Genomic DNA, 25,249 nt, shown 5'->3' with positions numbered 1-25,249 from the left:
GAGACCCCCATGGCAACTGACCTTCCCACCCGCCCGCGTCCTGCCGCCCCTGAAGCCGCACTGCCGCCGTCGAACACTGACGGAAAGGCCCGCAAGGCCCACCGCCGGCCAGGCTTCCGCCGCGAGCAGCTCAGCGGCTGGGCATGATCGCCCCGGCGGCGCTGCTGCTCCTGGCCTTCATCTTCATCCCGGCCATCCTCGGATTCGGGCTGGCCTTCACGAACGCCCGGCTCATCTCGCCGCGTCCGGTCGAATTCGTGGGCCTGGACAACTTCGCCAGGCTCTTTTCGGACCCCACGTTCTACCGTGCCCTGCTCAACGTCGCTTACTTCACCGTGGTCATCGTTCCGGTGCAGTCCGGCCTGGCCCTGGTGATGGCGCTGCTGATCAACAAGAAGTTCCGCGGCGTGAACTTTTTCCGCACCGTGTACTTCCTGCCCGTGGTCACCTCCATGGTGGTGGTCTCGCTGCTGTGGCTGTTCATGTACCGCAAGGACGGCCTGATCAACGAGATCCTCTCCGCCGTCAGCTTCGGCCTGATCAACGGGCCGGACTGGCTCGGGGATCCGAACACCGCGATGCCCGCCATCATCATCCTGTCCATCTGGCAGGCCGCCGGCTTCCACATGATCATCTGGCTGGCCGGGCTGCAGGGTATCTCCGGGGAGCTGTACGAGGCATCACAGCTGGACGGCACCAGCCGGTGGCAGCAGTTCCGCTACGTCACCTGGCCGGGCCTGTTCCACACCCGCAGCCTGGTCCTGGTCACCATCACCATCCAGGCCCTCGGCCTCTTCGACCAGATCAGCGTGATGACCCAGGGCGGGCCCATGGATTCAACCACCACCATCATTTATGAGGCCGTCCAGTCCGGTTACCGGCAGCAGGAGACCTCCTACGCCTCCGCCATCTCGCTGGTGTTCTTCGTCCTCGTGCTGATCGTCTCCGCGGTGCAGCGCCACCTCACCCGGGAGAAAGACTGACATGAAAAACCAACTGCTCCTCAAAAGCGCCGGCACCATGCTGGTGCGGATCCTCTTCGCCGTCGTGGCCGCGTTCCCCATCGTCTTCATGCTGGTGTCCTCGCTCAAGCCGGACCAGCAGATCTTCGGTGACATGTCCTCGCTGGCAGCGTTCCTTCCGGTGGGCAACATCTCCTTCGACAACTACGCCGCGGTCTTCGACCGTGTCCCCGCGGCGCGCTTCCTGCTCAACTCGGTGGGCGTCTCCGCCGTCACCGTGATCCTGGGCATCTTCGTCAACAGCCTCTGCGCCTTCGCCCTGTCCCGCATGCAGGTCCGCGGGAAGAAGATCGTGTTCACCGCGATCCTGGCCACCCTGATTGTCCCGTTCCAGACCCTGGCGCTGCCGCTGGTGTGGTGGGTCAACCAGCTCCCCTACTTCGATCTGAACGGCTTCGGCCTCGAGTTCTCCAAGGGCTGGCTGGACACCTACCAGGTCCAGATCATCCCGTTCATCGCCAACGCCTTCTCCATCTACCTGTTCCACCAGTACTTCGAGTCCATCCCCAAGGAACTGGACGAAGCCGCACGGATCGACGGGGCCGGTGGTTCAAGATCTACCGCCAGGTGGTCATGCCGTTGTCCGGACCGGCAACGGCCACGGTGGCGATCCTGACCTTCCTGCCGGCGTGGAATCCTACCTCTGGCCGCTGATGGTGGTCCAGTCCGAGGAGCTGCGGCCCGTGATGATCGGCATCCAGTACTTTTTCCAGCTGAACGTCTCCTGGGCGAGGTGATGGCGTACGCCTCACTGATCACCGTTCCGGTGGTGGTGCTCTTCATCGCCTTCCAGCGTTCATTCGTCAACAGCATCGCCTCCAGCGGCGTGAAGGGCTGAACCATGGCAACACTTTCGACGGCGGCCGGCGCACCGGCAGCGTCCCTCACCGACCCGTTCCGGCCCCAGTGGCACTACTCCGCCGCGCGCAACTGGCTCAACGATCCCAACGGGCTCGTGTACCTCAACGGCACCTACCACCTCTTCTACCAGCACAACCCCTTCGGCCCGGACTGGGCAACATGTCCTGGGGCGATGCCACGTCCCGGGACCTGCTCCACTGGGACGAGCAGCCGGTCGCCATCCCGTGCGATGACCAGGAAGCTATCTTTTCCGGCTCGGCCGTGTTCGACGAGCGCAACACCAGCGGCTTCGGCACGGCGGACACACCTCCGCTGGTTGCCATCTATACCAGCGCGTACGGCGGGGACTCCCCGCTGGCCGGCCGGCAGGCGCAGTCCCTGGCCTACAGCCTGGACGAGGGCCGGACCTGGACCAAGCACCGGGGCAATCCCGTCCTGGACCGCGCGTCGCCGGACTTCCGCGACCCCAAGGTCTTTTGGTACGACGGCGGCGGCGAAAGCTACTGGGTGATGGTCGCCGTCGAAGCGGTGCAGCGGCAGGTGGTTCTCTATAAGTCCGCGGACCTGAAGTCCTGGGAGTACCTGAGCACCTTCGGCCCGGCCAACGCCACCGGCGGAGTGTGGGAATGCCCGGACCTGTTCGAGCTGCCGGTGGACGGGAATCTCCGGGACACCCGGTGGGTCCTCGTGGTGAACATCAACCCGGGAGGCATCGCCGGCGGTTCGGCGGGACAGTACTTCGTGGGAGAGTTCGACGGCGTGGCGTTCCGGTCCCGATCGACCGTCACCGAAGGGCTCCAGGAGGATGGCTCGCGCATGCGCGAGTACGGCTGGCTGGACTGGGGACGGGACTACTACGCAGCGGTCTCGTTCAGCAACATGCCGGACGGCCGCCGGATCATGATCGGCTGGATGAACAACTGGGACTACGCCGGCTCCACGCCCACCGGAGACTGGCGCAGTGCCATGTCGCTGCCGCGGGAGGTCACGCTCACCCGGGTGGACGGCAGGGTGGTGCTCCGGCAGGAAGCCATAGGTTACTCCGACGGGCCGGACGCCCAGGGCTTCCGGCTGGGTCCGCGGGCTTTGCCGCCGGGGACGGTGGAGCTTCCCGTCTCCGCGGCGGCAGCGCGCATCGACGCCGAATTCCGTCCGGGCAGTGCCACGGCAGTGGGCCTGGTCCTCCACGCGGGCGGCGCCGGGCGGACTGTCCTCACCTACGACACCACGCAGGGCGTGCTGCGCCTGGACCGGCGGGAGTCAGGGAACACCGGGTTCCATGAAGCCTTCCCGTCGGTGGAGGCCGTGGCCGTGCCGCTGCAGGACGGCCGGGTGCGCCTGCGCGTGTACCTGGACCGGTGCTCCGTGGAAGTCTTCGCCCAGGACGGGCTTGCCACCATCACGGACCTTGTGTTCCCCGCCGAGGCGAGCACCGGGATGGCGATCTTCGCGGAAGGTGAGGGCGCCGAGCTCGTGGCGCTCGACGTCGTCGGGCACTGACGTTTGGGCCCTGGATGAGTGCGCAACCCGCAAGATTGATTCAAAAATGTGGATCCGGACACTCAGTTAGCGCCGGCGGGGGTTATCCTCAAAGGGCGTATCCAGGTGCAGGGGGCTAGGCGCGCCGCGGTGGAAGTGCCGCGGGCAAGTTTCATAATTTGCATTCACGCCGGGGAAACCCGGTGGATTTCAAAGGAAACGAGCATGGGCCGTCGACGCGCAGCAACTGACCCGAGCTATCCCCGCTGGGTGTGGATCGCCGCGGCGGCCACCGTGGCGCTTCTCATTGTTGGCGGCGCGTTCGTGCTGCGGGCGCTGATCTTCCCGGATTCAGCGGACGGCCCCTCCGCGGGGAATGGCAGCCCGCCCTCAACCAACGAGCCGCTCGCGCAGGACAGTCCTCCCGCCGTCGCCGGGTCCTCACCCTGCATCGCGCTGAACATCCTGACGTCGCTTGAGAACGCCGACATGGCGCGTGCCTTGGCGGCCGAGTACACGGCAAATCCGCGCAATGTGGACGGCAAGTGCGTGACGCCGGAAGTGACCCAGGAAAAATCGGGGGCCGCTGCCGGCAAGGTGGCTGCACAGTTCCCCGGTGTTCCGGCCGGCGACAGGCCCGCCGTCTGGCTGCCGGACTCCTCCGCCTGGCTGCGGATCGCCAGGCAAGGCGGCGGTAATACTGTCCCTGACGAGGGAACCAGCATTGCCCGCAGCGCCATCGTCGTGGCCATGCCGGAGGCGATGGCCTCCGCCCTCGGCTGGGACGACCAGCCGCCGTCGTGGTCCGACGTCTTCAAGATGGCCGGGGAGCAGGACATCTGGGAGCGCCTGGGCCACGGCGACTGGGGGAAGTTCAAGTTCGGCAAGGCCAGTCCGCTGGTCTCGACGGCGGGCCTGATGGCCCTTGCTGCTTCCTACGGCGCGGCCGGCGGCAGCGTGGGTGGCCTTGACGCCATGGACCTCAAGGCATCCTCCCTGGTGGACAAGGTGCGTGCCGTGGAACTGGGCACCAGCCATTACATGGCTACCCCGGAACATTTCCTGTGGCACGCCAGGGAGGCGGACGACGCCGGGAACGTCGCGGAATTCCTCTCCGCGGTGATTGTCGATGAAAAATCCGTCTGGGACTACAACCGCGGCGTGGTCAGCGAGGACGGGACAACGAAGCACGCGGGACCCGCCCCCAAGGAGCCGCTCCGCGCCATCTACCCCAGCGACGGAGTGCACGTGGCGGACAATCCGGCTGTGGTCCTCGGTGGAGACTGGGTGGACAGCCTGCAACGGTCCGCGGCCCAGGACTTCCTCGCCTTTGCAGTGACGGAACAGGGCCAGAACGTTGTCAAGGCGTCCGGTTACCGGTCCATCCAGGGCGAGCTTGATCCGGAGGTGGCAGGCACCGGTCGCTACGCCCAGACGCTCCAGCCGCTGCCGCTGCCAAAGGCGGAGACCCTGGCGGCCATGCAAGGCAGCTTCCCCGACGTCCGCAAGCGGGCCAGGGCATTGTTCCTGGTGGACGTCTCGGAGTCCATGGTGCAGGATCCGGGGGCGAACAAGCTGCAGCGGGCCAAGGATGCGGTGGTCAAAGCGCTGGACCACTTCACGGGCGAGGATGAGATTGGACTGGCCGCTTTCTCCCATGAGGGCGACGGACCGCTGCAGCCGGGCATCGTGACCCCCGTGGCCCCGTTAAAGTCCAACAAAGCGGACCTCATCGCCAAGCTCAATGAGCTGAAGGCCGTGGATGCCACGCCACTTTTCGAGGCTGTGAGCCGCTTCGCTGGAGAGCAGGCCAAGGGATACAAGGATGATTTCATCAACACCATCGTGCTCCTGAGCGACGGCAAGAATGACACCAGGCATCCGGGCGACCTGGGCGGGGTGAGCGAGCAGCTAAGCCACCAGAACCATTCGACGCCGGTGCTCGTCTTCACCCTTGCCTACGGGCCCGACGCCGATGTCCCCACCCTCCTCCAGATCGCGAAGGCAAGCGGCGCCCACTACTACGACGCGACGGATCCGAACCGGCTCGAGGAGGTGCTCGGCGAACTGGTGACCAGTTTCTAGGCTCCGGTCCTCATGCGCTTCCGGCCCGGGCTGCCGGCCACAGGGATAAGGCAAGCGCCCATGCACCGGCTACTCCGATGGCGACCAGGACGGTGACGAAGCCGACGGCCGGCGCGCCGGTCCATGTGAGGGCGTCGCCATGCCGCAGCAGGGCGAGCGCCTGCAGGATGACGAAAACGACGGAGGTGAGGGCCACGGGGCGGACGGTGCGGACATCGCTGCTGAACTGGCCCTGCGCGGCGGACCAGCCCAGGCCCACCAGCCACGCTCCGACGGCCCTCGCGGTGAGCTCGGATAATGTCCACGGCCACCACGTCGAAGCGGCAGCGGGTACTGCCAGGAGCGCCACGCCATAGAGCACCAGCACTCCGGCGATGACCACCAGGAGCAGCCGCAGCGCAGGGGGCAGCACCGGCCGTGCCGCCGCCACCGATGCCGGGGCCGGGCGCCGGGACCTGATCTGCACCCAGCTGATCACCAGCATCGCCACGGGCACGATGGCGTAGATGGCCAGCCACGCCCAGGTGGCGACCTGGGCGAGAGGGCCAGCGCCGGGCGAGAGGTGGAAGCGGTCGAGATGGATCAGCGTGACTCCCAGGGTCAGCGTGGTGAAGACGAATACGGGCCAGACTGCCAGCCTCGCCGACTCCCAGCTTGCTGCGCGGGCGCCCGCCACCTCCAGGCCGGCGGCCGACCAGTATGCCGCACCGAGGAATACAGCGGTCATGGGCGGATTGACTGTCCATGCGAACCATTCCGCAGTCCGGAGCGGAAACACGAACAGCACCAGGCCGGCAAGAAACACGAGGAATGCGGCGATGTAGAGCAGCCACCGCATCGGCGCAATCACCGGTGCGGCGTCAGTTGTAGCGGACGTCACCGGAGTGCTCCTCGGGTGCGGCTGCCACACTTGGGGCGGCGGGCGGGGCGGGCAGGGGGTGCCCGGCCAGGTAGGCATGGAGCATCGAGACCACGGTGGCCCCATCCCCCACTGCAGTAGCCACCCTTTTGATAGAACCGGCCCTGACGTCACCGATCGCGAAAACGCCGGGCATGCTCGTTTCCAGGGCCAAGGGCTGCCGGTCCGGCGTGGTGGCCCCAGCCTTGCTGTTATCCAGGCTGGTGCCCGTCCGGAGAAAGCCGGCCTGGTCCCGCTCCACGGTGTCGGGCAACCAGGAGGTACGTGGCATCGATCCGATCAGCACGAACAAGCCGGCCGCTTCAGTCTCCTCGGTTGACGTTGCGCCGCCGGCACCGGTCGCGGCCACTTTGAGGCTGGCAAGGAATCCGTCCTGGTCGCGGGCCCCCACGATCGACGTACCGTACCGGATTGCCACGTTCCGGGTGGCCTCAAGCTGGGAAATGAGGTACTCGGACATGCTGGCCGACAAGGTGGGCCCGCGCACCAGCAGCGTCACCTTCTTCGCGTACTTCGCAAGGTGCAGGACGGCCTGGCCGGCCGAGTTGCCGCCGCCCACAACGCAGACGTGTTTGCCGGTCATCGACGGCGCCTCGGAGACGGTTGCCCCGTAGAAGACTCCCCTCCCCACCAGGTTTTCAAGCTGGGGTATGCCGAGGCGGCGGTAGTCCACGCCGGTGGCCACCACCACTGTGCGGCACCGTACGACGGTGCCGTCGGAAATCGACACCCGGTACAGGGCTCCATCAACACTGAGCTTCTCCACTTTCCGCAGGAAGAGGAAGTCCGTGCCCAGGGTCCAGGCCTGGTGGAATGAGCGGAAGGCCAGGTGGGCTCCGCTGACGCCGCGGGAGAAGCCGGGGTAGTTGCGGATCAACGAACTGGTGCCGGCCTGGCCGCCCACGGCCTCCCCCTCCACCACCATGGTGGAGAGGCCCTCCGAGGAGGCGTAGACGGCGGTGGCGAGACCGGACGGACCGGCGCCCACCACCACAACATCAAAGATCTTGTCCGCCGGTGGTGGCCGCGTCACCCCAAAGGCTTCGGCGATCTCAAGGTCGCTGGGGTTCTCCAGGACAATGGGGGCAGCGGTGAACTGCAGCACCATGACCGGCAGCACCGGGTCGCGCAGGCCCAGGTTCTCCAGCGTCCGTTGCGCCGTCTCTGATCCGACCGGGTGGAAGCCCACGGGGATGTGGTTCCGGCTCAGGGAGTCGCGCAGCACGTGGGTCCTTTCGTCGCCTACCTGGCCGATCAGCCGGACCGCCTCGAACCCGACACCCTGGGCCAGGTGCCAGTCATCGAGAGCGTCGGTGATGGCCCCGTGGAACTCTTCGTCGCGCGGCCGTTCGGGACGAATGATCAGTAGTTCGGCGTATCCCTGCGCGATCGCCTGGAAGACAGTGGGGGCGCTTTCGAAGTCACCCCATGTCACCACCACACCTCGTTTGGCGGCCGGATGGAAGCCGTAGGCACGGCGCAGGAAATCGAGTCCGCCACGGTCAGCCGGGCCATAGCATCCGAGGATGAGGGCCACCTGGCGGTTCCAGTGCCGGAGCCCTTCAAGCACTGCCCGCCCGTGGGCGTGGCCGGCGCAGGCCACCACTTCATAGTCGGCGCCGTACCGTCGGCGTAGCTCATCTTCGAGGATGCGCCGGGAGGCCGGGTCCGGGGTGGCAATCAGCATGATCGGAACCGAGTCGTCCATGGCCGCCGTCTTTCCGGATCAAGGGGGTTCGGTGGCGATCACGATACTCCCGCCGGGACAGCGGGGACAAGGTGCGGAGATTCTGCCAGAATGAGGCGCCATGGAAGACCGCCAAATTCCCGGGATCAGCCTCGCCGCCGCGCCCAGTGGGACAGGGTGTGCGGAGTGCCTCAGCGGTGACGGCCCGGGCTGGTGGTTGCATCTGCGCCGGTGCGCCCAATGCGGCCACATCGGATGCTGCGACTCATCCCCCTCCCAGCATGCCAGTGCCCACGCACGCGCCGCCGGGCACCCCGTCATAAGGTCCTTTGAACCCGGGGAGGACTGGTTCTACGAACTTCCCACGAAGAAGTTCTTCCGCGGCCCGCGGCTTCCGGACCCCCAGTCCAGACCGCAGGAGCAGCCGTCCCCCGGGCCGGCAGGCAAGGTGCCGGCAGACTGGCGGGAGCGCATCCACCGGTAACCGCCGGGCCGAAACAACCGCGCCGAATCAACCGCGCAGGCAGCATCCGGCGAACGAGGCTGGTTAGGCTGGAGGGATGGCGACAGTTATCCTCGTGCGGCACGGCCGCACCACAGCCAATGCCGCGGGACTGCTGGCGGGCCGGGCGGCTGGCGTCAGTTTGGACCAGACCGGGTGCGAGCAGGCAGCTTCGGCCGGAGACCGGCTCGCGGTGCTGCCCTTGGCCGGCGTGGTCTCGAGCCCGCTCGAACGCTGCCAGCAAACCGCACAGTTCATCCTGGAGCGCCAGGCTGGTGATCCTGCCGCGCTGGCCGAGCCCGATCTCACCGAATGCGATTACGGCCAGTGGCAGGGCCGGATGCTCAGTGATCTCGCAACCGAAGAGCTGTGGGCGGCTGTGCAGTCGCAACCGTCCGCCGTCGTTTTTCCCGGCGGTGAATCCATGGCGGCGATGCAGGCCCGGTCGGTAGCGGCGATCCGACGCCACAATGCAGCCTTCGAAGCCGAGCATGGGCCGGGAGCGGTGTGGGCGGCAGTGAGTCACGGCGACGTCATCAAATCGATCCTGGCGGACGCGCTCGGAATGCACCTCGATCTGTTCCAGCGCATTAACGTGGGTCCCGCTTCCGTATCGATCGTGCACTATGGTGCCCTTCGGCCCAGCGTCCTTGCGACGAACACCGACGCCGGAGATCTTTCGTGGCTGTCGAAGGGCGTCAAAACCGGCGATGCGCCGGTGGGCGGCGGTGCAGGGCACACGGCGCAGTAGACCTCATGTGCCTAAGATACTGACATGCCCACACTTGTTCACGAGTTTGCCTGGCCTGACCGGGTCGTCATTGGCACCATCGGCCTTCCGGGGGCACGCACGTTCTACCTGCAGGTGCGCACGGGGAAGCAAATTGTGAGTATCGCCCTGGAGAAGCAGCAGTCGGCCCAGCTCGCCGAGAAGATCGACGAAATCCTCGATCAGCTCATCACGCTTGAGGGCAACCCCTTCAGCGTTCCCACGGGCACGCCCATCGAACTCGTGGACAATGACCAGCTCGAAGCGGTCGAGGAGCAGTTCCGTGCCGGGGCCATGACCCTGGGCTGGGACCCGACGACGGCTCAGGTGGTCATAGAGGCCTACCCCATCATGGATGGCGATCCTGATGACGACGACGAACCGGCTGATGGGAACGGCGGCGAGGTACCCGAGATGCTGCTCGTCCGGATGCCCGTTGGCACCGCCCGCGCTTTTGCCAAGCGGACCCGGGAAGTGGTGGGTGCCGGGCGTCCCGCATGCCCGCTCTGCGGTTACCCCGTGGACCCCGACGGGCACGTCTGCACACTGCCCGAGGCCTGATGCCGGCGCCCGACCTGCTGACTGCCGAGTTGACCCTCACCGGTCGCATCGCGACGGCGTCGAACGCCACCTTTCTGGGCAGCATCGGCGGCACCTCGGTCGTCTACAAGCCGATAGCCGGGGAGAAACCGCTGTGGGATTTTCCCGACGGCTTCCTGGCCCACCGGGAGGTCGCAGCGTACCTGGTTTCCGAGGTCCTTGGCTGGAACGTGGTGCCGTTCACCTGGCTCCGCGACGGTCCATTGGGCGAAGGAATGGTGCAGCTGTGGCAGGAGCCAGACCCCGGCCAGACTGCGGTGGATCTTGTCGCGGCGGACGACGGTGCACCCGGCAACGGGTGGAAACAGGTCCTTGAGGGCCAGGATGGGAGCGGACGGAGAGTCGCCCTCGTCCACGAGGACACGCCGGCGCTTCGACGCATGGCGGTGTTCGACGTCGTCGTGAACAACGCCGACCGCAAAGGCGACCATATCCTTGCCATGGCGGACGGCCACCGGCACGGCGTGGACCACGGGCTCACCTTCCACCAGGACTACAAGCTGCGCACGGTGCTGTGGGGGTGGCTGGGAGAAAGGTTGACCGCCGAGGAACGCGACGGCATCGATCGCATCATCGAAGGAGTGCGCGGTGAGCTGGGCCGAAGCCTGGAGAACCTGCTCAGCGCCCAAGAAGTCGCCTCACTCGCAGCGCGCTGTGCCCGGTTGCGGTCCGCGGGACGTTTCCCGGCGCCGAGAGTTGAGATGCCTGCGGTCCCCTGGCCGTTGTTCTGAGGACAAACGGGGTTGCGGGCTTCGGAGACTGTGCCGCGATGAAGGCCTGAACGAGTGTCGTGTGGGGCTGGCGGGGCGCCGCAAGAGCCAAAGTCCAGTACATTCACGCATTGCCGACAGGAACCGGAACATCATCCCGGCACAGGAAGTTCCGCCTGGAGAGGCCGCCCAAATCCCTTAAACGCAGAACCTGCAGGTACCTTCGCGATCTCGCTAAGAGAAGGCTCGGACATTCGCATGTCCCGAACAACCCGGCGTCATCTGATGGTTACCTGCAGGCGCTCCAAGTCTACGCCAGCACCCGCGCACCCAACAGAGGCAGAAAAAAATCCAAACTGCCAAACCCGGCGACATACGGCTCATCAGGCACCATGCCACCAGCAAGCACCAGGCACCATCCCACCGGTAAGGAAGAAAAAGCAGTCTCCGGCTACCGGCGAACTCTACAAGTCCATCACGATGTCAAAGCCTTTGAGCTGCTGCCCCGTCAAAGCAGCAGCGGCTGGGCGAGCCGCACCCTTAACCGGGACGGCCGCCCAAGGCAATTGCCTTGGGCGGCCGCGGGTCCTGGCCAAGGAGTGCTCTCGCCCCAGTATGCGTTAACGGTTCTCGGGATGAACCGTCTTGAGCGCTCGGATGGCCGCCGATCTTCTTCGGCTAGAAGTCCCAGTCCTCGTCTTCGGTGTTGACGGCCTTGCCGATCACGTAGGAGGAACCGGACCCGGAGAAGAAGTCGTGGTTCTCGTCAGCGTTCGGGGACAGGGCCGAAAGGATGGCCGGGTTCACGTCCGTGACGGAGGCCGGGAACATCGCCTCGTAGCCCAGGTTCATCAGCGCCTTGTTGGCGTTGTAGTGCAGGAACTTCTTGACGTCCTCGGCCAGGCCCACGCCGTCGTAGAGATCGTGCGTGTACTGGACCTCGTTCTCGTACAGTTCGAAGAGCAGCTCGAACGTGTAGTCCTTGATCTCCTGGCGGCGCTCCTCGGAGACGGTCTCCAGCCCGCGCTGGAACTTGTAGCCGATGTAGTAGCCGTGCACGGCCTCGTCGCGGATGATCAGGCGGATCAGGTCAGCCGTGTTCGTCAGCTTGGCGCGCGAGGACCAGTACATGGGCAGGTAGAAGCCCGAGTAGAACAGGAAGCTCTCCAGCAGCGTGGAGGCCACCTTGCGCTTCAGGGGATCGTCGCCCTGGTAGTAGTCCATGACGATCTGGGCCTTCTTCTGAAGGTTCTCGTTCTCGGTGGACCAGCGGAACGCCTCGTCAATCTCCTTGGTGGAGGCCAGCGTGGAGAAGATGGAGGAGTAGCTCTTGGCGTGCACAGACTCCATGAACGCGATGTTCGTGTAGACGGCTTCCTCATGCGGGGTCAGTGCATCCGGGATGAGGGAGACGGCGCCGACGGTGCCCTGGATGGTGTCCAGCAGGGTGAGGCCGGTGAAGACGCGCATGGTGAGCTGCTGCTCGGCCGGTGTCAGCGTGTTCCAGGACTGGACGTCGTTGGAAAGCGGCACCTTCTCCGGCAACCAGAAGTTGTTGACCAGCCGGTTCCAGACGTCCACGTCTTTGTCGTCCTGGATGCGGTTCCAGTTAATGGCCTCGACGTGGCTAAGGAGCTTTACTTTCTCGGTCATGACTCCGACTCGCTTTCTGAAGAGAGACTTGGTTTGGCTGAGTCCTCGACGCAGTACTTGCAGTCGGCTTTCTCGATGCCTTTGTTGGTGTGATGTCTGGTGTGGGCACTGCGCTGGCTGGCGGGCTTGGGCTTGCCCTTTTGAGCGGCCGACAACTTCGCGCGAGTCTCCTCGCTTGGGCTCTTGCCGAAGTTCGGATTTCCAGCGCCCTTCCTGGCAGCCGATAGAGCTTTACGGGATTCTTCGCTCATTGTATGGCCGATCCTGGGTGGTCTGCCCCGAACTTTCCAAAGTTCGGGTTGTCCGCTCCCGCGTTCGTCCCCTTGCGGTTGGTTTCCCACTTCTTGCGCTGCTCTTGACTGTGATTTCTGCCGTAGAACGGATTTGCAGCACCTGGACGGCTCAGCCCCTTCCGGCCGGTGCCACGGATGCTTGCAGCTTGCCGCATCTCCTCCGTCCACACGACACCCGTAGGCCCAAGGCCTCCGTCGGACAGGTTCAGCAGCCGATCCCCTTCGCGCCGCAGGTAGCTGATCCATTCCATTTCGGCCTCGCCGAGTGACTGCAGGCCGTCAATCCAGTCCAGCTCATCCGCTATGAGATCTTCGGGGTTCTGCTTGCGGACCCAGTCATAGAATGGCGTCTTGCGTCCCTCTGCGGCTACCCGCAGGTGCTGATGGAAACGACGACTGGCCGTTTTAGTGGTAATGCCGACGTAGCGGTACTCAACTTCCCGCCGAAGCCGGATCCCATAGACCAAGCCGCCCGTCGCCGTCGTCGTTTCCATCGCTCCCCTAAGCAGAAATCAATCGGATTGGGTCACAACATGCAGCTGACGCAGTTGTCCACCTCGGTCCCTTCCAGCGCGAGCTGGCGGAGCCGGATGTAGTAGAGCGTCTTGATGCCCTTGCGCCATGCGTAGATCTGCGCCTTGTTGATGTCGCGGGTGGTGGCGGTGTCCTTGAAGAACAGCGTCAGGGACAGGCCCTGGTCCACGTGCTGCGTGGCAGCGGCATAGGTGTCGATGATCTTCTCGTAGCCGATCTCGTACGCGTCCTGGTAGTAGTCCAGGTTGTCGTTCGTCAGGTACGGCGCCGGGTAGTAGACGCGGCCGATCTTGCCTTCCTTGCGGATCTCGATCTTGGCGGCCACCGGGTGGATGGAGGACGTCGAGTTGTTGATGTAGGAGATCGAGCCCGTGGGCGGGACAGCCTGCAGGTTCTGGTTGTAGATGCCGTGCTCCATGACGGAGGCCTTCAGCTCGCGCCAGTCATCCTGGGTGGGGATGTGGTGGCCCGCGAACAGTTCGCGGACGCGCTCGGTCTCCGGGAGCCATTCCTGCTCGGTGTACTTGTCGAAGAACTCGCCGGACGCGTACTTGGAGTTCTCGAAGCCGCCGAACTTCTGGCCGGTCTCGATGGCGAGCCTGTTGGACGCACGCAGGGCGTGGAACAGCACCGTGTAGAAGTAGATGTTGGTGAAGTCCAGGCCCTCTTCCGAGCCGTAGTGGATCCGCTCGCGCGCCAGGTAGCCATGCAGGTTCATCTGGCCCAGGCCGATGGCGTGGGACTTCGCATTGCCCTCGGCCACGGACGGCACCGAGTTGATGTAGGACATGTCCGACACAGCGCTCAGCGCGCGGATGGCCGTGTCAATGGAGGCACCGAAGTCCGGCGAATCCATGGTCTTGGCGATGTTCATCGAACCGAGGTTGCAGGAGATGTCCTTGCCGACGGTCTGGTACGTCAGGTCCTCGTTGTACAGGGACGGCGTGGAGACCTGCAGGATCTCCGAGCAGAGGTTGCTCATGGTGATCTTGCCGGCGATCGGGTTGGCCCGGTTCACGGTGTCCTCGAACATGATGTACGGGTAGCCGGACTCGAACTGGATCTCGGCGAGGGTCTGGAAGAACTCGCGGGCGCTGATCTTGGTCTTCTTGATCCGGGAATCGTCCACCATCTCGTAGTACTTCTCGGTGACCGAGACGTCGGAGAAGGGCATGCCGTAGACGCGTTCGACGTCGTACGGCGAGAACAGGTACATGTCCTCGTTCTTTTTGGCCAGCTCGAACGTGATGTCCGGGATGACGACGCCCAGCGAGAGGGTCTTGATGCGGATCTTCTCGTCCGCGTTCTCGCGCTTGGTGTCCAGGAACCGGTAGATGTCCGGGTGGTGGGCGTGCAGGTACACGGCGCCGGCGCCCTGGCGCGCACCGAGCTGGTTGGCGTAGGAGAAGCTGTCTTCGAGGAGCTTCATCACGGGGATGACACCGGAGGACTGGTTTTCGATCTGCTTGATCGGCGCGCCGTGCTCGCGGATGTTGGTCAGGGACAGGGCAACGCCGCCGCCGCGCTTGGACAGCTGCAGCGCGGAGTTGATGCCGCGGGCGATCGACTCCATGTTGTCCTCGATGCGCAGCAGGAAGCAGGAGACGAGTTCGCCACGCTGCGCCTTGCCGGCGTTGAGGAAGGTGGGTGTTGCCGGCTGGAATCGGCCGTCAATGATTTCATCCACCAGGCGGGTGGCAAGTTCCTCGTTGCCGCGGGCAAGGTGCATGGCCACCATGCAGACGCGGTCCTCGTAGCGCTCCAGGTAGCGCTTGCCGTCGAACGTCTTCAACGTGTAGGAGGTGTAGAACTTGAACGCGCCCAGGAAGGTCTCGAAGCGGAACTTCTTCTTGTAGGCCCGGTTGAACAGGTCACGGATGAAGTTCATCGTGTACTGGTCCAGCGTCTCGCGCTCGTAGTACTGGTTCTTCACCAGGTAGTCGAGCTTTTCCTCCAGGTCATGGAAGAACACGGTGTTGTTGTTAACGTGCTGCAGGAAGTACTGGTGGGCGGCCTCGCGGTCCGCCTCGAACTGGATCTCGCCGCTGGGACCGTACAGGTTCAGCATGGCGTTCAACTCGTGGTAGCCCAGGCCCTTGTAGGCGGCCGGCATCTCGGGCTTCTGGGCCCTGGTTACTTCTGTGTCTGCGACAGTCGTGTCCAAAACGTGTCCAATCCATGGTTGACGCGGGACACGTCGTCTGGCGTGCCCATTAATTCGAAGCGGTAGAGGTGCGGTACCCCGCACTTGGCGGCGATGATGTCGCCGGCCAGGCAGTAATTGTCACCGAAATTCGTGTTGCCGGCCCCGATCACCCCGCGGAGAAGCTGCCTGTTCTGCGGGTTGTTCAAAAACCGGATGACCTGCTTCGGAACGGACCCCTCTCCCCGGTGCCGCCATACGTGGGCACCACCAGCACGAACGGCCGGGTGGCAAGAAGGGGTGCGTCCCTGGAGTAGAGCGGGATCCGGGCCACCTCGCGGCCGAGCTTCGTGACGAAGCGGCTGGTGTTCTCGGATGCCGAGGAAAAATAGATGAGCTGGCTGTCTGTCCGGACCGGTTCCGGATTATCCGGAAGCCGGGCCGGCGGGGACACCTCCACGCGCTGAGCCACGTGGATCTGCGAAGCCGGATGGCCTTGCTGTGCTGTTGGTGCTGCCGTGGGAGTCACCTCGGCTGGTTGGTTGTTGCCGGCAGGAAAAGCAGGGCTCCTAGGCCACGGAGGAAACGGCCGAGAGGGCCAGTTCTTCGATCTTGTCCGGGCGGAAGCCTGACCAGTGGTCCTGGTCCGTGACCACAACGGGTGCCTGCATGTAGCCCAGGGCCTTCAGGCGCTCGAGGGCGTCGGCGTCCTGGGAGATGTCAACGCTCTGGTAGGTGATGCCCTTCTTGTCGAGCGCACGGTAGGTGGCGTTGCACTGAACACAAGCAGGCTTGGTGTAAACCGTTACGGTCATGGTCGCTGTCCCCTTTTGTCGAAATCGTCGCTGGCCCGGTGTCCCCGTCCAAGCTGTATGTCGATACTACATGTAGTGCAGACGCCTCTTTGGAACCCCAAGATGATGTATTACAAGTATGTCATTTAATGCACCGTTAATCCACAGGCAGGGCCCTTCAAAATGTCCGGAATCACGGCTTTTTCGCGGACGGAATCCACACCCTGTGGAGTAGTTAGGCACATTTTAACGCCCAGCGTGTCGCGCGAAAGACGGCGTGTCGCGGCCTCCGGGGAGCAAGGCGAAAACACCAAAAGGGGTTCCGAAGTGACCTTCGGAACCCCTCGTGGTGATTAATGGCACGACGCCGGGACCCGCCCGGGTGCCCGGGCCGCCGTCGTGGTGCGGTGGCAGGGTGCGGTGGCTAGAGCTGCGCCTCCCGGCGGTCCAGCACGATCTGCTGCACATCGAGATATCCGGACTGGAAACCGGCCCTTGAGTAGCAAAGGTAGAACAGCCACATCCGCTGGAAGACCGCATCGAAGCCCAGTTCGCCAACCTCGCGTGAACGCTCCAGGAACCGCTCTTCCCAGAGGCGGAGGGTGGCCGCGTAATGGTCCCCATGCCCATCCGCTCCCGCACCCGCAGGGTGGTGTGCTGCTGCGTCACACCCTCAATGGCACGCACGGAAGGCAGGAAGCCGCCGGGGAAGATGTACTTGTGCACCCAGGTGTAGGCGTTGCGGGTGGCCAGCATCCGGCCGTGCGGCATGGTGATGGCCTGGATGGCTACCTTGCCGCCGGGAGCCAGGACCCGGTCGATGGTCTGGAAGTAGATGGGCCAGTACTCATAGCCCACCGCCTCGATCATCTCCACCGACACCACGGCGTCGTACTCGCCCTCCACTGCCCGGTAGTCCTGCAGCGCCACGGTCACCCGCTCCGCGTAGCCGGCCGCGGCAATGCGTTCCTGGGCAAGGGCCTGCTGTTCGCTGGAGAGGGTGACGCTGTAGACGGTGGCGCCGCGGGCTGCTGCTCGCAGTGCCAGTTCGCCCCAGCCGGTCCCGATTTCCAGGAGCCTGGTGCCTTTCCCTACGCCGGCCTTGTCCAGCAGCCTGTCGATCTTGGCCTGCTGGGCTCCTGCCAGTTCCTCCCAGCCCACAGATTCCAGCCGCCCTGCCCCGAGCGGAAACAGTGCTGACGAGTAGCTCATGGTGGCGTCGAGGAAGTTCGAGAACAGGTCGTTGGAGAGGTCGTAGTGCCGTGAGATGTTGCTGCGCGTGTTCTGTTCGGCGTTCCGTTCCTGCCGCGGGGTGCGCGGAAGGTAGAGGGCGCGGAGTTTCTGCAGCGGCATCGGAATAAGCGTGTCCACGGAGGCGGCGAAAACCTCAAGCACGGCCGCGAGGTCGCTGGCTTCCCAGTCCCCTGCCATGAAGGATTCGCCAAGACCGATCAGGCCGTTGTCGCCGATCCGCGCCTCGAAGGCTTCCGGCCGCACCATCATCATCACCGGCGCGTCCGGCCCGCCTGTTCCCAGCACAGTGCCGTCCGGGTACTCCACCCGGAGCGGCAGGCGCTTGACCGCTCCCTTGAAAAGGAGTCCGGCGGCCTTTCCGGCCACCGCGGCCTTGGCGCCCGACGGCGGCCGGGCGACTTCCGGCCACACGTCCGCGTCGATGGTGGCCGGCGCCGCCGGAACGCCGGTACTGGTCCAGGCCGCCGGAACATCCCGGCCGGCGTTGCCGGCATTGCCACCGGCGAAGGCGGTTCCATTATCGTCCGTCATTGTCATTGAACTGCCTCCTGGGAAGTATGTTGTGGCCGGGCGACGACGGGCAGGCGTCTTGCCCAGAGTGTAATGCCCTGCACCCGAATGAGTGCGGATACGAGCAGCGGCGCGGCCGGCACGGCGAGCGCGGCGGCCAGGATATTGCGCAGGGTGGCCGGATGCCGCCGGCCGTCCATGGTCGCAACGAACGGCCGGTGGCCTTCCCGTTCCAGGACAATCGACACCGCCAAGCGTTCCCCCGGGGCGGGCAGTTTCATCCGGTACTGGCCGTCAAGGTCATTGAACGGCGAGACATAGAAGGCCTTCGGGACGGAGGCCCGGCCGGCCGGGTCCGTCCGGAGCAGGTAGCAGTGCCGCTCCCCGTACGTGTTGTGGACCTCGGCCACCACGCATTCGAGCTCCCCGCTGGACCGGTAGCACCAGAACAGGGTGAGCGGGTTGAAGACGTAACCGAACACCCTGGCGCTTGTCAGCATGTGGATGGCGCCGCCGTCGGGCTCATCCCCTGGGTCCGCAGGTAGCGCTCAACGTTGGCACGGATGGTCGCATCCGGATCGCCAAGGTGGTCGCCGGCGCGGAACACGGCCAACGGCCGGAGCAGCCGCGGCAGGCGGGGAAGCCTGTCGACGTCGACAAACCAGCTGTAGCTGCGGTACGTGAAGGCGTTCTTCAGCGGGCTGCGCCGCACGTGCGAAATGGACGTGCGGTAGATGGCTGCCTCGGCACTCATGCAGGTTCCGCTGCCGCGGCAAGCTCCCGCTCGCCGTCGCCCGAGGACGTCTCATCATCCGCCGGCCGGGCGACAGGCCAGGAGCGGCCCAGCTTTTCGGCGGCACGGACACCGGACAGCGCGCCGTCCTCATGGAAGCCCCAGCCCAGGTAGGCCCCGGCGTAGGCGATCCGGCTGTCGCCCAGGGCGGCTATGGCCGCCTGTGCACGCAGCGATTCCGGGGTGTACTGAGGATGTTCGTAGACCATACGTTCGAGTATGGCGTCGCCGGCGATCAGTTCGGACTCGCCCAGGCTCACCAGGTAGGGCTGTCCGTCTGCCGGTGCCAGCCGCTGCAGGCGGGTGAGGTCGTAGCTGACCAGGACCTTGTCCGGCCGGGCCTCGCAGGACGGGAGCCGGTAGTTCCAGGACGCCTTCGCGTTGTCCGCAGATGGCAGCACCGCCGGGTCCCGGTGAAAAACGGTGTGGTTGACCGAGTACGGCATACCGCCCAGTGCTTCTTTCTCCTCGGGCGTGGCATCGGCCAGGAACCCGAGCGCCTGGGCCGGGTGGGTGGCAATCACGACGGCGTCAAAGTCTTCCAGCCCGTCTTCCGTTGCGATTTCCACACCGTCGGGTCGGCGCCGGATGGCACTGACGGGAGTGTTGAGCCGTACGTCCGGAAGAGTGGCGGCGAGTTTCTCGACGTACCGGGCGGATCCGCCGGTGACGGTCCGCCACTGCGGCGAGCCTTTGACGCCCAGCATGCCGTGGTGCCCGAGGAAGGTGAACAGGTAGCGGGCCGGGTACGCCAGCGCGGTGGTGGGATCGCAGGACCAGACAGCGCTGACCACAGGGGTCATGAAGTGGGAAATGAAGTAGGGGCTGAAGTTCTCGCGGGCAAGGAATTCACCGAGGGTCAGTTCGGGAACGCTGTCCCCGCCGCTGACGGCAGCCACCGGCGCGGTTTTCAGCAGGGCCCTTGCCTTCCGGTAGAAGCGGGTGACCTCCAGCAGCATCAGGAGGTAGCGGCCGCGGAGCAGGCTGGAGGGGCGGGCGATGATGCCGCGGCCGCCATCGCGGGCACCGGCATATTCCAGGCCGCAGCCGTCGCAGCGGATGGACATGCTCATCTCGGAATCCTGGGTTTCCACACCCAGCTCGGCAAACAGCCGCAGCAGGGTGGGGTAGGTCCGTTCGTTGTGGACGATGAACCCGGTGTCGACGCCAAGGAACGTGCCGTCGGGCTGCGGCATCTCGTGCGTGTGCGCGTGCCCGCCCAGCCGCGAATCGGCCTCGAAGAGTGTCACGTCGTCCTGCCTGTTCAGGACGTAGGCGGCCGTCAGTCCGGCGACGCCGCTGCCGATGACGGCCACTCGCCGTCGTCCGCCTGCACTCGCTGCTGGGTTGGGTGACATTCATGCTCCTCTGCTGAACACTTGCCAAGGGTGGGTATACAGAGGGCAATTCGGTGCCGCCGCCGCCGCGGATGGGTGCGTACGCCGGAATGGTCCCGCGCGCGGAAAGGTGCTGCGCGCAGTACTGTGGGCTGGTGGTAAATCCGGTACACCTGAAGACCCTGATGGAGGTCACGCGGCTGGGCTCGTTTGCGGCCGCCGCGTCAACCCTTGGCTACACGGCCTCCGCCGTATCGCAGCAGATGTCCGCCCTCGAGCGGGACACCGGGGTGGTCCTGTTCCAGCGGTCGGCGCGGAGCGTCGTGCCCACGGAGGCCGCCGTCGTCATGACCCGGCACGCCGCCAAGGTGCTGACGGACATCGAAGCGCTGATGGCCGCCGCCGCCAAGACCCAGGACAGCGCCAGCCAGGAACTCCGGCTCGGCATCTTCCCCAGCCTTGCCACGTACGTCCTGCCGCGGATCCTGAAGAATCCGGCATGGAAGAACCTGGGCATTGACCTGAGGGTGTCCGTGGCCGAGCCCGGCCAGACCATCCAGGGGCTGCGCGCCGGCGGCGACCTGGATCTGGCCGTGGTGTTCCAGGTGGGCCAGACCGGCGTGGCCTGGCCGGCAACCATCAACCGGCAATGGATCGGCGACGACGATTTCCGGGTTGTCCTGCCCGCCGGCTGGGGTTTCCGGCCGGACGCGAAGGTGGCGGCAGACCATCTGTCCGAAATGCCATGGATCATGCACCATCCCGGGACCAGCGACGCCATGGTGATCGAGCGGCTCTTTGCCGGCTGCAACCTCCATCCCCGGGTGGTGGCACACAGCGACGACTTCCACGCCAGCCTGGAGATGGCCGCCGCCGGGCTGGGCGCGGCACTGGTGCCCGAGCTCGCGCTGCGGAACAAGCCTGCAGGTGTGGTGGTCCTGGATGTTCCCGAGATCCGGCTGGCCCGCAACGTCTTCGCACTGCTGATCAACGACAGGAAAACCGCCCGGGTGCAGCTCTTCGTCGATCTGCTGGCCGAGACCCTCGCCGGAATGCGGACGTCGGTGAATTAGGCGTGAACGCTGGAATGCACTGCTGTTCGGGTCTATGTTGAGACTATGAGCAAGGTAGCGAGCCAGCACTTTGGAGAGATAGAGCTCAACCACGGCAGGGACCACTCCATCGCCGCCAAGCATGAGCTGCGCGGCCACCCGCTGGAACTCGACCTGAACATCACCGCCCACGACCACTTCGACGAAGCCGCACTGCGCAAGGTGGACTACCGCCTGCGGTTCCTGCCGGAACTGGTGGACGAAGTCCGGGACATGATCGCCGAGGAGCTGGAGCAGGAAGGCACCAGCCCGCGGGAGTACCTGCATTTCCACTGCAACGCCCTCAAGGACGAGCACCTGCAGAAGGTCTTCGGCGTGGAGGAACGCAGCCAGCTCACCAATGACGTGTTCCTCAAGGCGTTGAAACTCGGCCATGTGGGTATCTACCCCGGCCAGCCTGAACGCTACTTCGTTCTGGATTTCACCCTCGGCGAGCATTTCACGGACGAAGTCCTGGTGGCCTCCGCTGATGAGGACGGCGTTGTTGACGACGAGATCCTCTGGGAGTCCTGAAGCACCGACGGTGGTTGAGCCTGTCGAAACCTGACGGGGTTTCGACAGGCTCAACCACCGGACACAAAAACGACGACAAGCTCAACGGGTGAGCTTGTCGAAACCTTATTCAGCTACTTCGCGGCTTCCAGCAGTTCCGCGCGGACCGTCCGGGTTGCCTTGACCAGGTTGCGCAGGGACTCTTCGGTCTCGGCGTAGCCGCGGGTCTTCAGGCCGCAGTCCGGGTTGACCCAGAGCTGGCGGGACGGGACGTGCTTGACGGCGGTGCTGAGGAGTTCAGTGACTTCCTGCTCTCCCGGCACGCGGGGCGAGTGGATGTCGTAAACGCCAGGGCCGACGCCGCGGCCGAAGCCGTGGGACTCGAGGTCGTGGACAACCTCCATGCGGGAGCGGGCTGCTTCGATGGAGGTCACGTCGGCGTCGAGGCCGTCGATCGCGTCGATGATTACACCGAACTCCGAGTAGCAGAGGTGGGTGTGGATCTGGGTGGCGTCTTTGGCGCCCGCGGTGGCGAGGCGGAAGGAGTCCACGGACCACTTCAGGTAGTCGGCGTGGTCGGCCTTGCGCAGAGGCAGGAGTTCGCGCAGCGCGGGCTCGTCCACCTGGATGACCTTGATGCCGGCGGCTTCAAGATCGGCGATCTCGTCCCGCAGGGCCAGGCCGACCTGGTTTGCGGTCTCGGCCAGCGGCTGGTCGTCGCGGACGAAGGACCAGGCCAGGACGGTGACCGGGCCGGTGAGCATGCCCTTCATCGGCTTGCTGGTCAGGGACTGTGCGTACTTCGCCCATTCCACCGTGATCGGGGCCGAGCGGGTGACGTCACCCCAGAGGATGGACGGGCGGGTGCAGCGTGAGCCGTAGGACTGGACCCAGCCGTGCACCGTCACGTCGAAGCCTTCGAGGTTTTCCGCGAAGTACTGCACCATGTCGTTGCGCTCGGGCTCGCCGTGCACCAGGACGTCGTAACCGAGTTCTTCCTGCAGGTCCACGACGCGCTTGATTTCGTCCTTCATGAGCTGCTGGTACTGCTCGTCGCTCAGCTCGCCCTTGGTGTTGCGGGCACGGGCGGAGCGGATCTCGGACGTCTGCGGGAAGGACCCGATGGTGGTGGTGGGGAGCGGCGGCAGGTGCAGCGCTTCCTCCTGGGCCGCGGCCCGGACCCCGTACTCGGCGCGGGTGAAGTCGGCGGCGGTCAGGGCTTCGGTGCGGGCCCGGACGTCGGCACGGCGCACGCCTTCGGCGGTGGCGCGCGAAGCGATCACGGCGGTTGCCTCGTCGATCGCGGCCTTGGCGGAGGCGGGATCCGCCAGGTAGGACGCGAGGGTCTTGACCTCGACGGCCTTCTGGTCGGAGAACGCGAGCCAGCTGCGGAGCTGTTCGGGGAGCTGGGTTTCCTCGACGACGTCGTGCGGGACGTGCTGGGTCGAGGTCGAGGTGGACACGGCGATCCTGCCGGCAGCGCCCTTCAGTGCGTCCAGTTTCGCGGCCGACGCGGCGAGGTCGTTGCGCCAGATGTTGTGTCCGTCAACCACGCCGGCAACCAGGGTCTTGTTGCCCAGGCCCGCCAGGGCTGCCTCGGACGGAACGCCGCCCTTGAAGACGTCGATGTGCAGGGCGTCGATGTTGGTGGCCGCGAGGGTACCGAGCTGGTTGTCCAGGGAGCCGTACGGGGTGGACACGAGGATCTGCGGGCGGGTGGCGGCAGCGGTGAGGACCTCGTAGGCCCGTGCCACGGCTGCTTCAATTTCAGCGGCGGGGGTGTGCTGGTCGACCACCAGTGCGGGCTCGTCGAGCTGGACCCAGCCGGCACCGGCGGCAGCGAGCTTCTCAAGCAGCCGGACATAGACGGGCAGGATGTCCTCGAGGCGGGACAGCGGCGCGAACCCGGCCGGGGCGTCGTCGGAGGCCTTGGACAGCAGCAGGTAGGTGACCGGGCCGACGATGTAGGGGCGGGTCTCAATGCCGTTGGCCAGCGCGTAGGCAAACTCGTCCACCTTGGCGGTGGAAGCCAGGGTGAACTCGGTCTCCGGACCGAGTTCGGGAACCAGGTAGTGGTAGTTGGTGTCGAACCACTTGGTCATTTCCAGCGGCTGCTGCTCCTTGTTGCCGCGGGCCAGGGTGAAGTAGCCGTCGAGGTCCAGCTGGCCCTCGGCGTTGAGGAGCTTGCCGAAGCGGGCGGGCACGGCTCCGAGGTGTGCGGTGGTGTCCAGGACCTGGTCGTAGTAGGAGAAGGTGCCGGGACGGCTGCGGCCTCGGTCAGGCCGAGTTCCTGCAGCCGCTTTGCGATGGTCAGCTGGATGTCCTTGGCGGCGGCGTCGAGGGCGGCGGCGTCAATCGTGCCGGCCCAGTAGGCTTCCACGGCCTTCTTCAGCTCGCGGCGGCGGCCGATACGGGGGTAGCCAAGGAGTGAGGCGGACGGGAAGGGAGTGTTCTTTTCAGTCATGGCAAAGTCCTTAAAATTCGTTGTGCTCTGCATGAAAGGCACTGGTTATCGAAGGCACAGGGGAAAAGAGGGCAGCGCGGAGCTGCCGGACCAGGGCGGCGTCAAACTGCGTGGCCGGCGGGTGTGCTGCGTCAGCCGGCGAGCTGGGGGCGGACCGTGGAGGCCGGGCGGACGCCGGCACGGCCGCGCCGCGGCAGGGCGAGCTTGTCCAGCACTTCCAGCGCGCTCTGGTGCTCGTTGAAGGTGTAGATGTGGATGCCGGGCGCCCCGGCATCCAGGGCTGCGTTGGAAAGGTCGACGGTGGCGTCGACGCCGATGTGGAGTCGTTCCAGGTCGGTGTCGGCCGCGGCCAGCTTGGCCGTCAGTTCCGGAGCCGGTTCCACGCCGGTCAGTTCGCCCAGGCGGTTGAGGCGCCGGAGGCTGGTGAGCGGCATGACGCCAGGGATGATCGGGATGGTGACCCCGGCCCGGCGTGCCCTGGTGAGGAGGTCGGCGTACTGGTCCGCGTGGAAGAACACCTGGGTGATGGCGAAGTCGGCACCGGAACGCTGCTTGGCCAGCAGCACCTCGACGTCGTGCTCCTCGCTCGGCGATTCGGGGTGGCGCGCAGGGTAGGCCGCGACGCCGACGGCGATCTTCCCGGCACACAGCAGTGCCGAACGGCGCTGCTCGACCCGGCGGATGAGCTCGATCAGGTCCTGGGCATAGCGGAGCGAACCGTCGGTAACCTGGCCGTCGGCCGGCAGGTCGCCGCGCAAGGCAAGGATGCCGCGCACGCCGGTGTCCAGCAGCTGGCCGATGATGCCCGCCAGTTCCTGCGGGGTGTTCCCGACACAGGTCAGGTGGGCCAGTGGCCGAAGCGTGGTTTCGAGCAGGAGCCGGTTGATGAGCTCGACGGCGGTGTCCCGGTTGGATCCGCTGGCACCATACGTGACGGAGACATAGTCCGGCTCGGTGGTTTCGAGTTCACGGATGGTAGTCCAGAGCGTCTCTGCGGCCGCCGGCGAACGGGGCGGGAACAGCTCATAGGACAGCGCTACGGGAGCGGCGTCAGATAGATTCGGATGTGTCTCAATAAGGCTTGGTGGTGACATTTGCGTCCTTGGCTTTGGGCCATTGAGGCCTGCTGCCATAAACGTGGCGGCAGTCGGCAATGAATTGAGTTTGGGAACACACGGGAACTCCACAGGACGCAGCCGCGACTGTTACGCCTGAGATGAAGTTGTCCGTGAGCAA

19 protein-coding genes and 5 pseudogenes are annotated in these 25,249 nt (G+C 65.4%); 11 read left to right on the top strand and 13 right to left on the bottom strand.

Features of this window, described 5'->3' with window-relative positions:
* The first annotated feature begins 9 nt into the window (after positions 1–9).
* The 5 genes and pseudogenes from ACPEE0_RS08600 to ACPEE0_RS08580 all read left to right on the top strand — a co-directional run bounded on the left by ACPEE0_RS08600 (position 10) and on the right by ACPEE0_RS08580 (position 5,447).
* Positions 10–147: a hypothetical protein gene (locus ACPEE0_RS08600; RefSeq protein WP_424574346.1), complete on the top strand. Its 138-nt coding sequence runs from the start codon at positions 10–12 to the stop codon at positions 145–147.
* Complete coding sequence (locus ACPEE0_RS08595) at positions 144–983, top strand: carbohydrate ABC transporter permease (RefSeq protein ID WP_424574345.1); 840 nt, start codon at positions 144–146, stop codon at positions 981–983. Before ACPEE0_RS08600 ends, ACPEE0_RS08595 begins: the two co-directional genes overlap by 4 nt.
* Before the next feature lies 1 nt (position 984).
* Complete coding sequence (locus ACPEE0_RS08590; protein WP_424574344.1) at positions 985–1,638, top strand: carbohydrate ABC transporter permease; 654 nt, start codon at positions 985–987, stop codon at positions 1,636–1,638.
* A 225-nt stretch (positions 1,639–1,863) separates the two neighbouring features.
* Positions 1,864–3,383, top strand: a pseudogene (locus ACPEE0_RS08585) (glycoside hydrolase family 32 protein).
* A gap of 204 nt (positions 3,384–3,587) precedes the next feature.
* The gene (locus ACPEE0_RS08580; protein WP_424574343.1) at positions 3,588–5,447 is read left to right on the top strand and encodes a VWA domain-containing protein; all 1,860 of its coding nucleotides are present in this window, start codon (positions 3,588–3,590) and stop codon (positions 5,445–5,447) included.
* A 10-nt stretch (positions 5,448–5,457) separates the two neighbouring features.
* Here ACPEE0_RS08580 and ACPEE0_RS08575 read toward each other — a convergent pair whose 3' ends face one another.
* Entirely contained in the window at positions 5,458–6,327 is an 870-nt protein-coding gene (locus tag ACPEE0_RS08575; protein ID WP_407709527.1) for a hypothetical protein, read from the bottom strand.
* Positions 6,308–8,074: an FAD-dependent oxidoreductase gene (locus ACPEE0_RS08570; protein ID WP_424574342.1), complete on the bottom strand. Its 1,767-nt coding sequence runs from the start codon at positions 8,072–8,074 to the stop codon at positions 6,308–6,310. The genes ACPEE0_RS08575 and ACPEE0_RS08570 overlap by 20 nt, the downstream gene beginning before the upstream one ends.
* Before the next feature lie 100 nt (positions 8,075–8,174).
* Between ACPEE0_RS08570 and ACPEE0_RS08565 the strand changes: the two genes are divergently transcribed.
* The 4 genes from ACPEE0_RS08565 to ACPEE0_RS08550 all read left to right on the top strand — a co-directional run bounded on the left by ACPEE0_RS08565 (position 8,175) and on the right by ACPEE0_RS08550 (position 10,655).
* On the top strand, positions 8,175–8,537 hold the full coding sequence (locus ACPEE0_RS08565) for a UBP-type zinc finger domain-containing protein (protein WP_424574341.1): 363 nt from the start codon (positions 8,175–8,177) through the stop codon (positions 8,535–8,537).
* A gap of 76 nt (positions 8,538–8,613) precedes the next feature.
* Positions 8,614–9,306 carry an MSMEG_4193 family putative phosphomutase gene (locus tag ACPEE0_RS08560; protein ID WP_424574340.1) on the top strand — a complete coding sequence of 231 codons (693 nt, stop codon included), beginning with the start codon at positions 8,614–8,616 and terminating at the stop codon, positions 9,304–9,306.
* 24 nt (positions 9,307–9,330) lie between these two features.
* The gene (locus tag ACPEE0_RS08555) at positions 9,331–9,885 is read left to right on the top strand and encodes a DUF3090 domain-containing protein (RefSeq protein WP_424574339.1); all 555 of its coding nucleotides are present in this window, start codon (positions 9,331–9,333) and stop codon (positions 9,883–9,885) included.
* Positions 9,885–10,655 (top strand): SCO1664 family protein, encoded by a 771-nt coding sequence (locus tag ACPEE0_RS08550; RefSeq protein ID WP_424574338.1) that lies wholly within the window; start codon positions 9,885–9,887, stop codon positions 10,653–10,655. The genes ACPEE0_RS08555 and ACPEE0_RS08550 overlap by 1 nt, the downstream gene beginning before the upstream one ends.
* Before the next feature lie 657 nt (positions 10,656–11,312).
* Here ACPEE0_RS08550 and nrdF read toward each other — a convergent pair.
* The 9 genes and pseudogenes from nrdF to ACPEE0_RS08505 all read right to left on the bottom strand — a co-directional run bounded on the left by nrdF (position 11,313) and on the right by ACPEE0_RS08505 (position 19,966).
* Positions 11,313–12,287: a class 1b ribonucleoside-diphosphate reductase subunit beta gene (gene nrdF / locus ACPEE0_RS08545; protein ID WP_424574337.1), complete on the bottom strand. Its 975-nt coding sequence runs from the start codon at positions 12,285–12,287 to the stop codon at positions 11,313–11,315.
* Positions 12,284–12,538: an NUMOD3 domain-containing DNA-binding protein gene (locus ACPEE0_RS08540; protein WP_424574336.1), complete on the bottom strand. Its 255-nt coding sequence runs from the start codon at positions 12,536–12,538 to the stop codon at positions 12,284–12,286. Before ACPEE0_RS08540 ends, nrdF begins: the two co-directional genes overlap by 4 nt.
* Positions 12,535–13,074, bottom strand: coding sequence for a hypothetical protein (locus ACPEE0_RS08535; RefSeq protein WP_424574335.1), 540 nt, complete (start codon positions 13,072–13,074; stop codon positions 12,535–12,537). Before ACPEE0_RS08535 ends, ACPEE0_RS08540 begins: the two co-directional genes overlap by 4 nt.
* Positions 13,075–13,106: 32 nt before the next feature.
* Entirely contained in the window at positions 13,107–15,227 is a 2,121-nt protein-coding gene (gene nrdE, locus ACPEE0_RS08530) for a class 1b ribonucleoside-diphosphate reductase subunit alpha (RefSeq protein ID WP_424574334.1), read from the bottom strand.
* 20 nt (positions 15,228–15,247) lie between these two features.
* Positions 15,248–15,717: pseudogene (nrdI, locus tag ACPEE0_RS08525) on the bottom strand (class Ib ribonucleoside-diphosphate reductase assembly flavoprotein NrdI).
* A 109-nt stretch (positions 15,718–15,826) separates the two neighbouring features.
* The gene (nrdH, locus tag ACPEE0_RS08520) at positions 15,827–16,072 is read right to left on the bottom strand and encodes a glutaredoxin-like protein NrdH (protein WP_009356333.1); all 246 of its coding nucleotides are present in this window, start codon (positions 16,070–16,072) and stop codon (positions 15,827–15,829) included.
* A gap of 403 nt (positions 16,073–16,475) precedes the next feature.
* Positions 16,476–17,842 (bottom strand): annotated as a pseudogene (locus ACPEE0_RS08515) (class I SAM-dependent methyltransferase).
* Positions 17,839–18,569: pseudogene (locus ACPEE0_RS08510) on the bottom strand (DUF1365 domain-containing protein). Before ACPEE0_RS08510 ends, ACPEE0_RS08515 begins: the two co-directional pseudogenes overlap by 4 nt.
* Entirely contained in the window at positions 18,566–19,966 is a 1,401-nt protein-coding gene (locus ACPEE0_RS08505; protein ID WP_424574333.1) for an NAD(P)/FAD-dependent oxidoreductase, read from the bottom strand. The pseudogene ACPEE0_RS08510 and the gene ACPEE0_RS08505 overlap by 4 nt, the downstream one beginning before the upstream one ends.
* 134 nt (positions 19,967–20,100) lie before the next feature.
* On the opposite strand from ACPEE0_RS08505, the gene ACPEE0_RS08500 reads away from it, so the two are divergent.
* Complete coding sequence (locus ACPEE0_RS08500; RefSeq protein ID WP_035751665.1) at positions 20,101–21,018, top strand: LysR family transcriptional regulator; 918 nt, start codon at positions 20,101–20,103, stop codon at positions 21,016–21,018.
* Positions 21,019–21,063: 45 nt separating this feature from the next.
* Entirely contained in the window at positions 21,064–21,570 is a 507-nt protein-coding gene (locus tag ACPEE0_RS08495) for a DUF2004 domain-containing protein (RefSeq protein ID WP_009356338.1), read from the top strand.
* Between the two features lie 113 nt (positions 21,571–21,683).
* Here the strand turns inward: ACPEE0_RS08495 and metE are convergent.
* Together metE and ACPEE0_RS08485 are read right to left on the bottom strand one after the other, a co-directional pair.
* Positions 21,684–24,013 (bottom strand): annotated as a pseudogene (gene metE, locus ACPEE0_RS08490) (5-methyltetrahydropteroyltriglutamate--homocysteine S-methyltransferase).
* Between the two features lie 131 nt (positions 24,014–24,144).
* Positions 24,145–25,107 (bottom strand): methylenetetrahydrofolate reductase, encoded by a 963-nt coding sequence (locus ACPEE0_RS08485; RefSeq protein WP_354176062.1) that lies wholly within the window; start codon positions 25,105–25,107, stop codon positions 24,145–24,147.
* Positions 25,108–25,249: the final 142 nt, after the last annotated feature.

The sequence above is a fragment of the Arthrobacter sp. SD76 genome, from assembly GCF_049726125.1.
In the GTDB taxonomy this organism is placed as follows: Bacteria; Actinomycetota; Actinomycetes; order Actinomycetales; family Micrococcaceae; genus Arthrobacter; species Arthrobacter nitrophenolicus.
The sequence above is the reverse complement of the archived record's forward strand: the minus strand, read 5'-3'. Positions and strand labels throughout refer to the sequence as shown.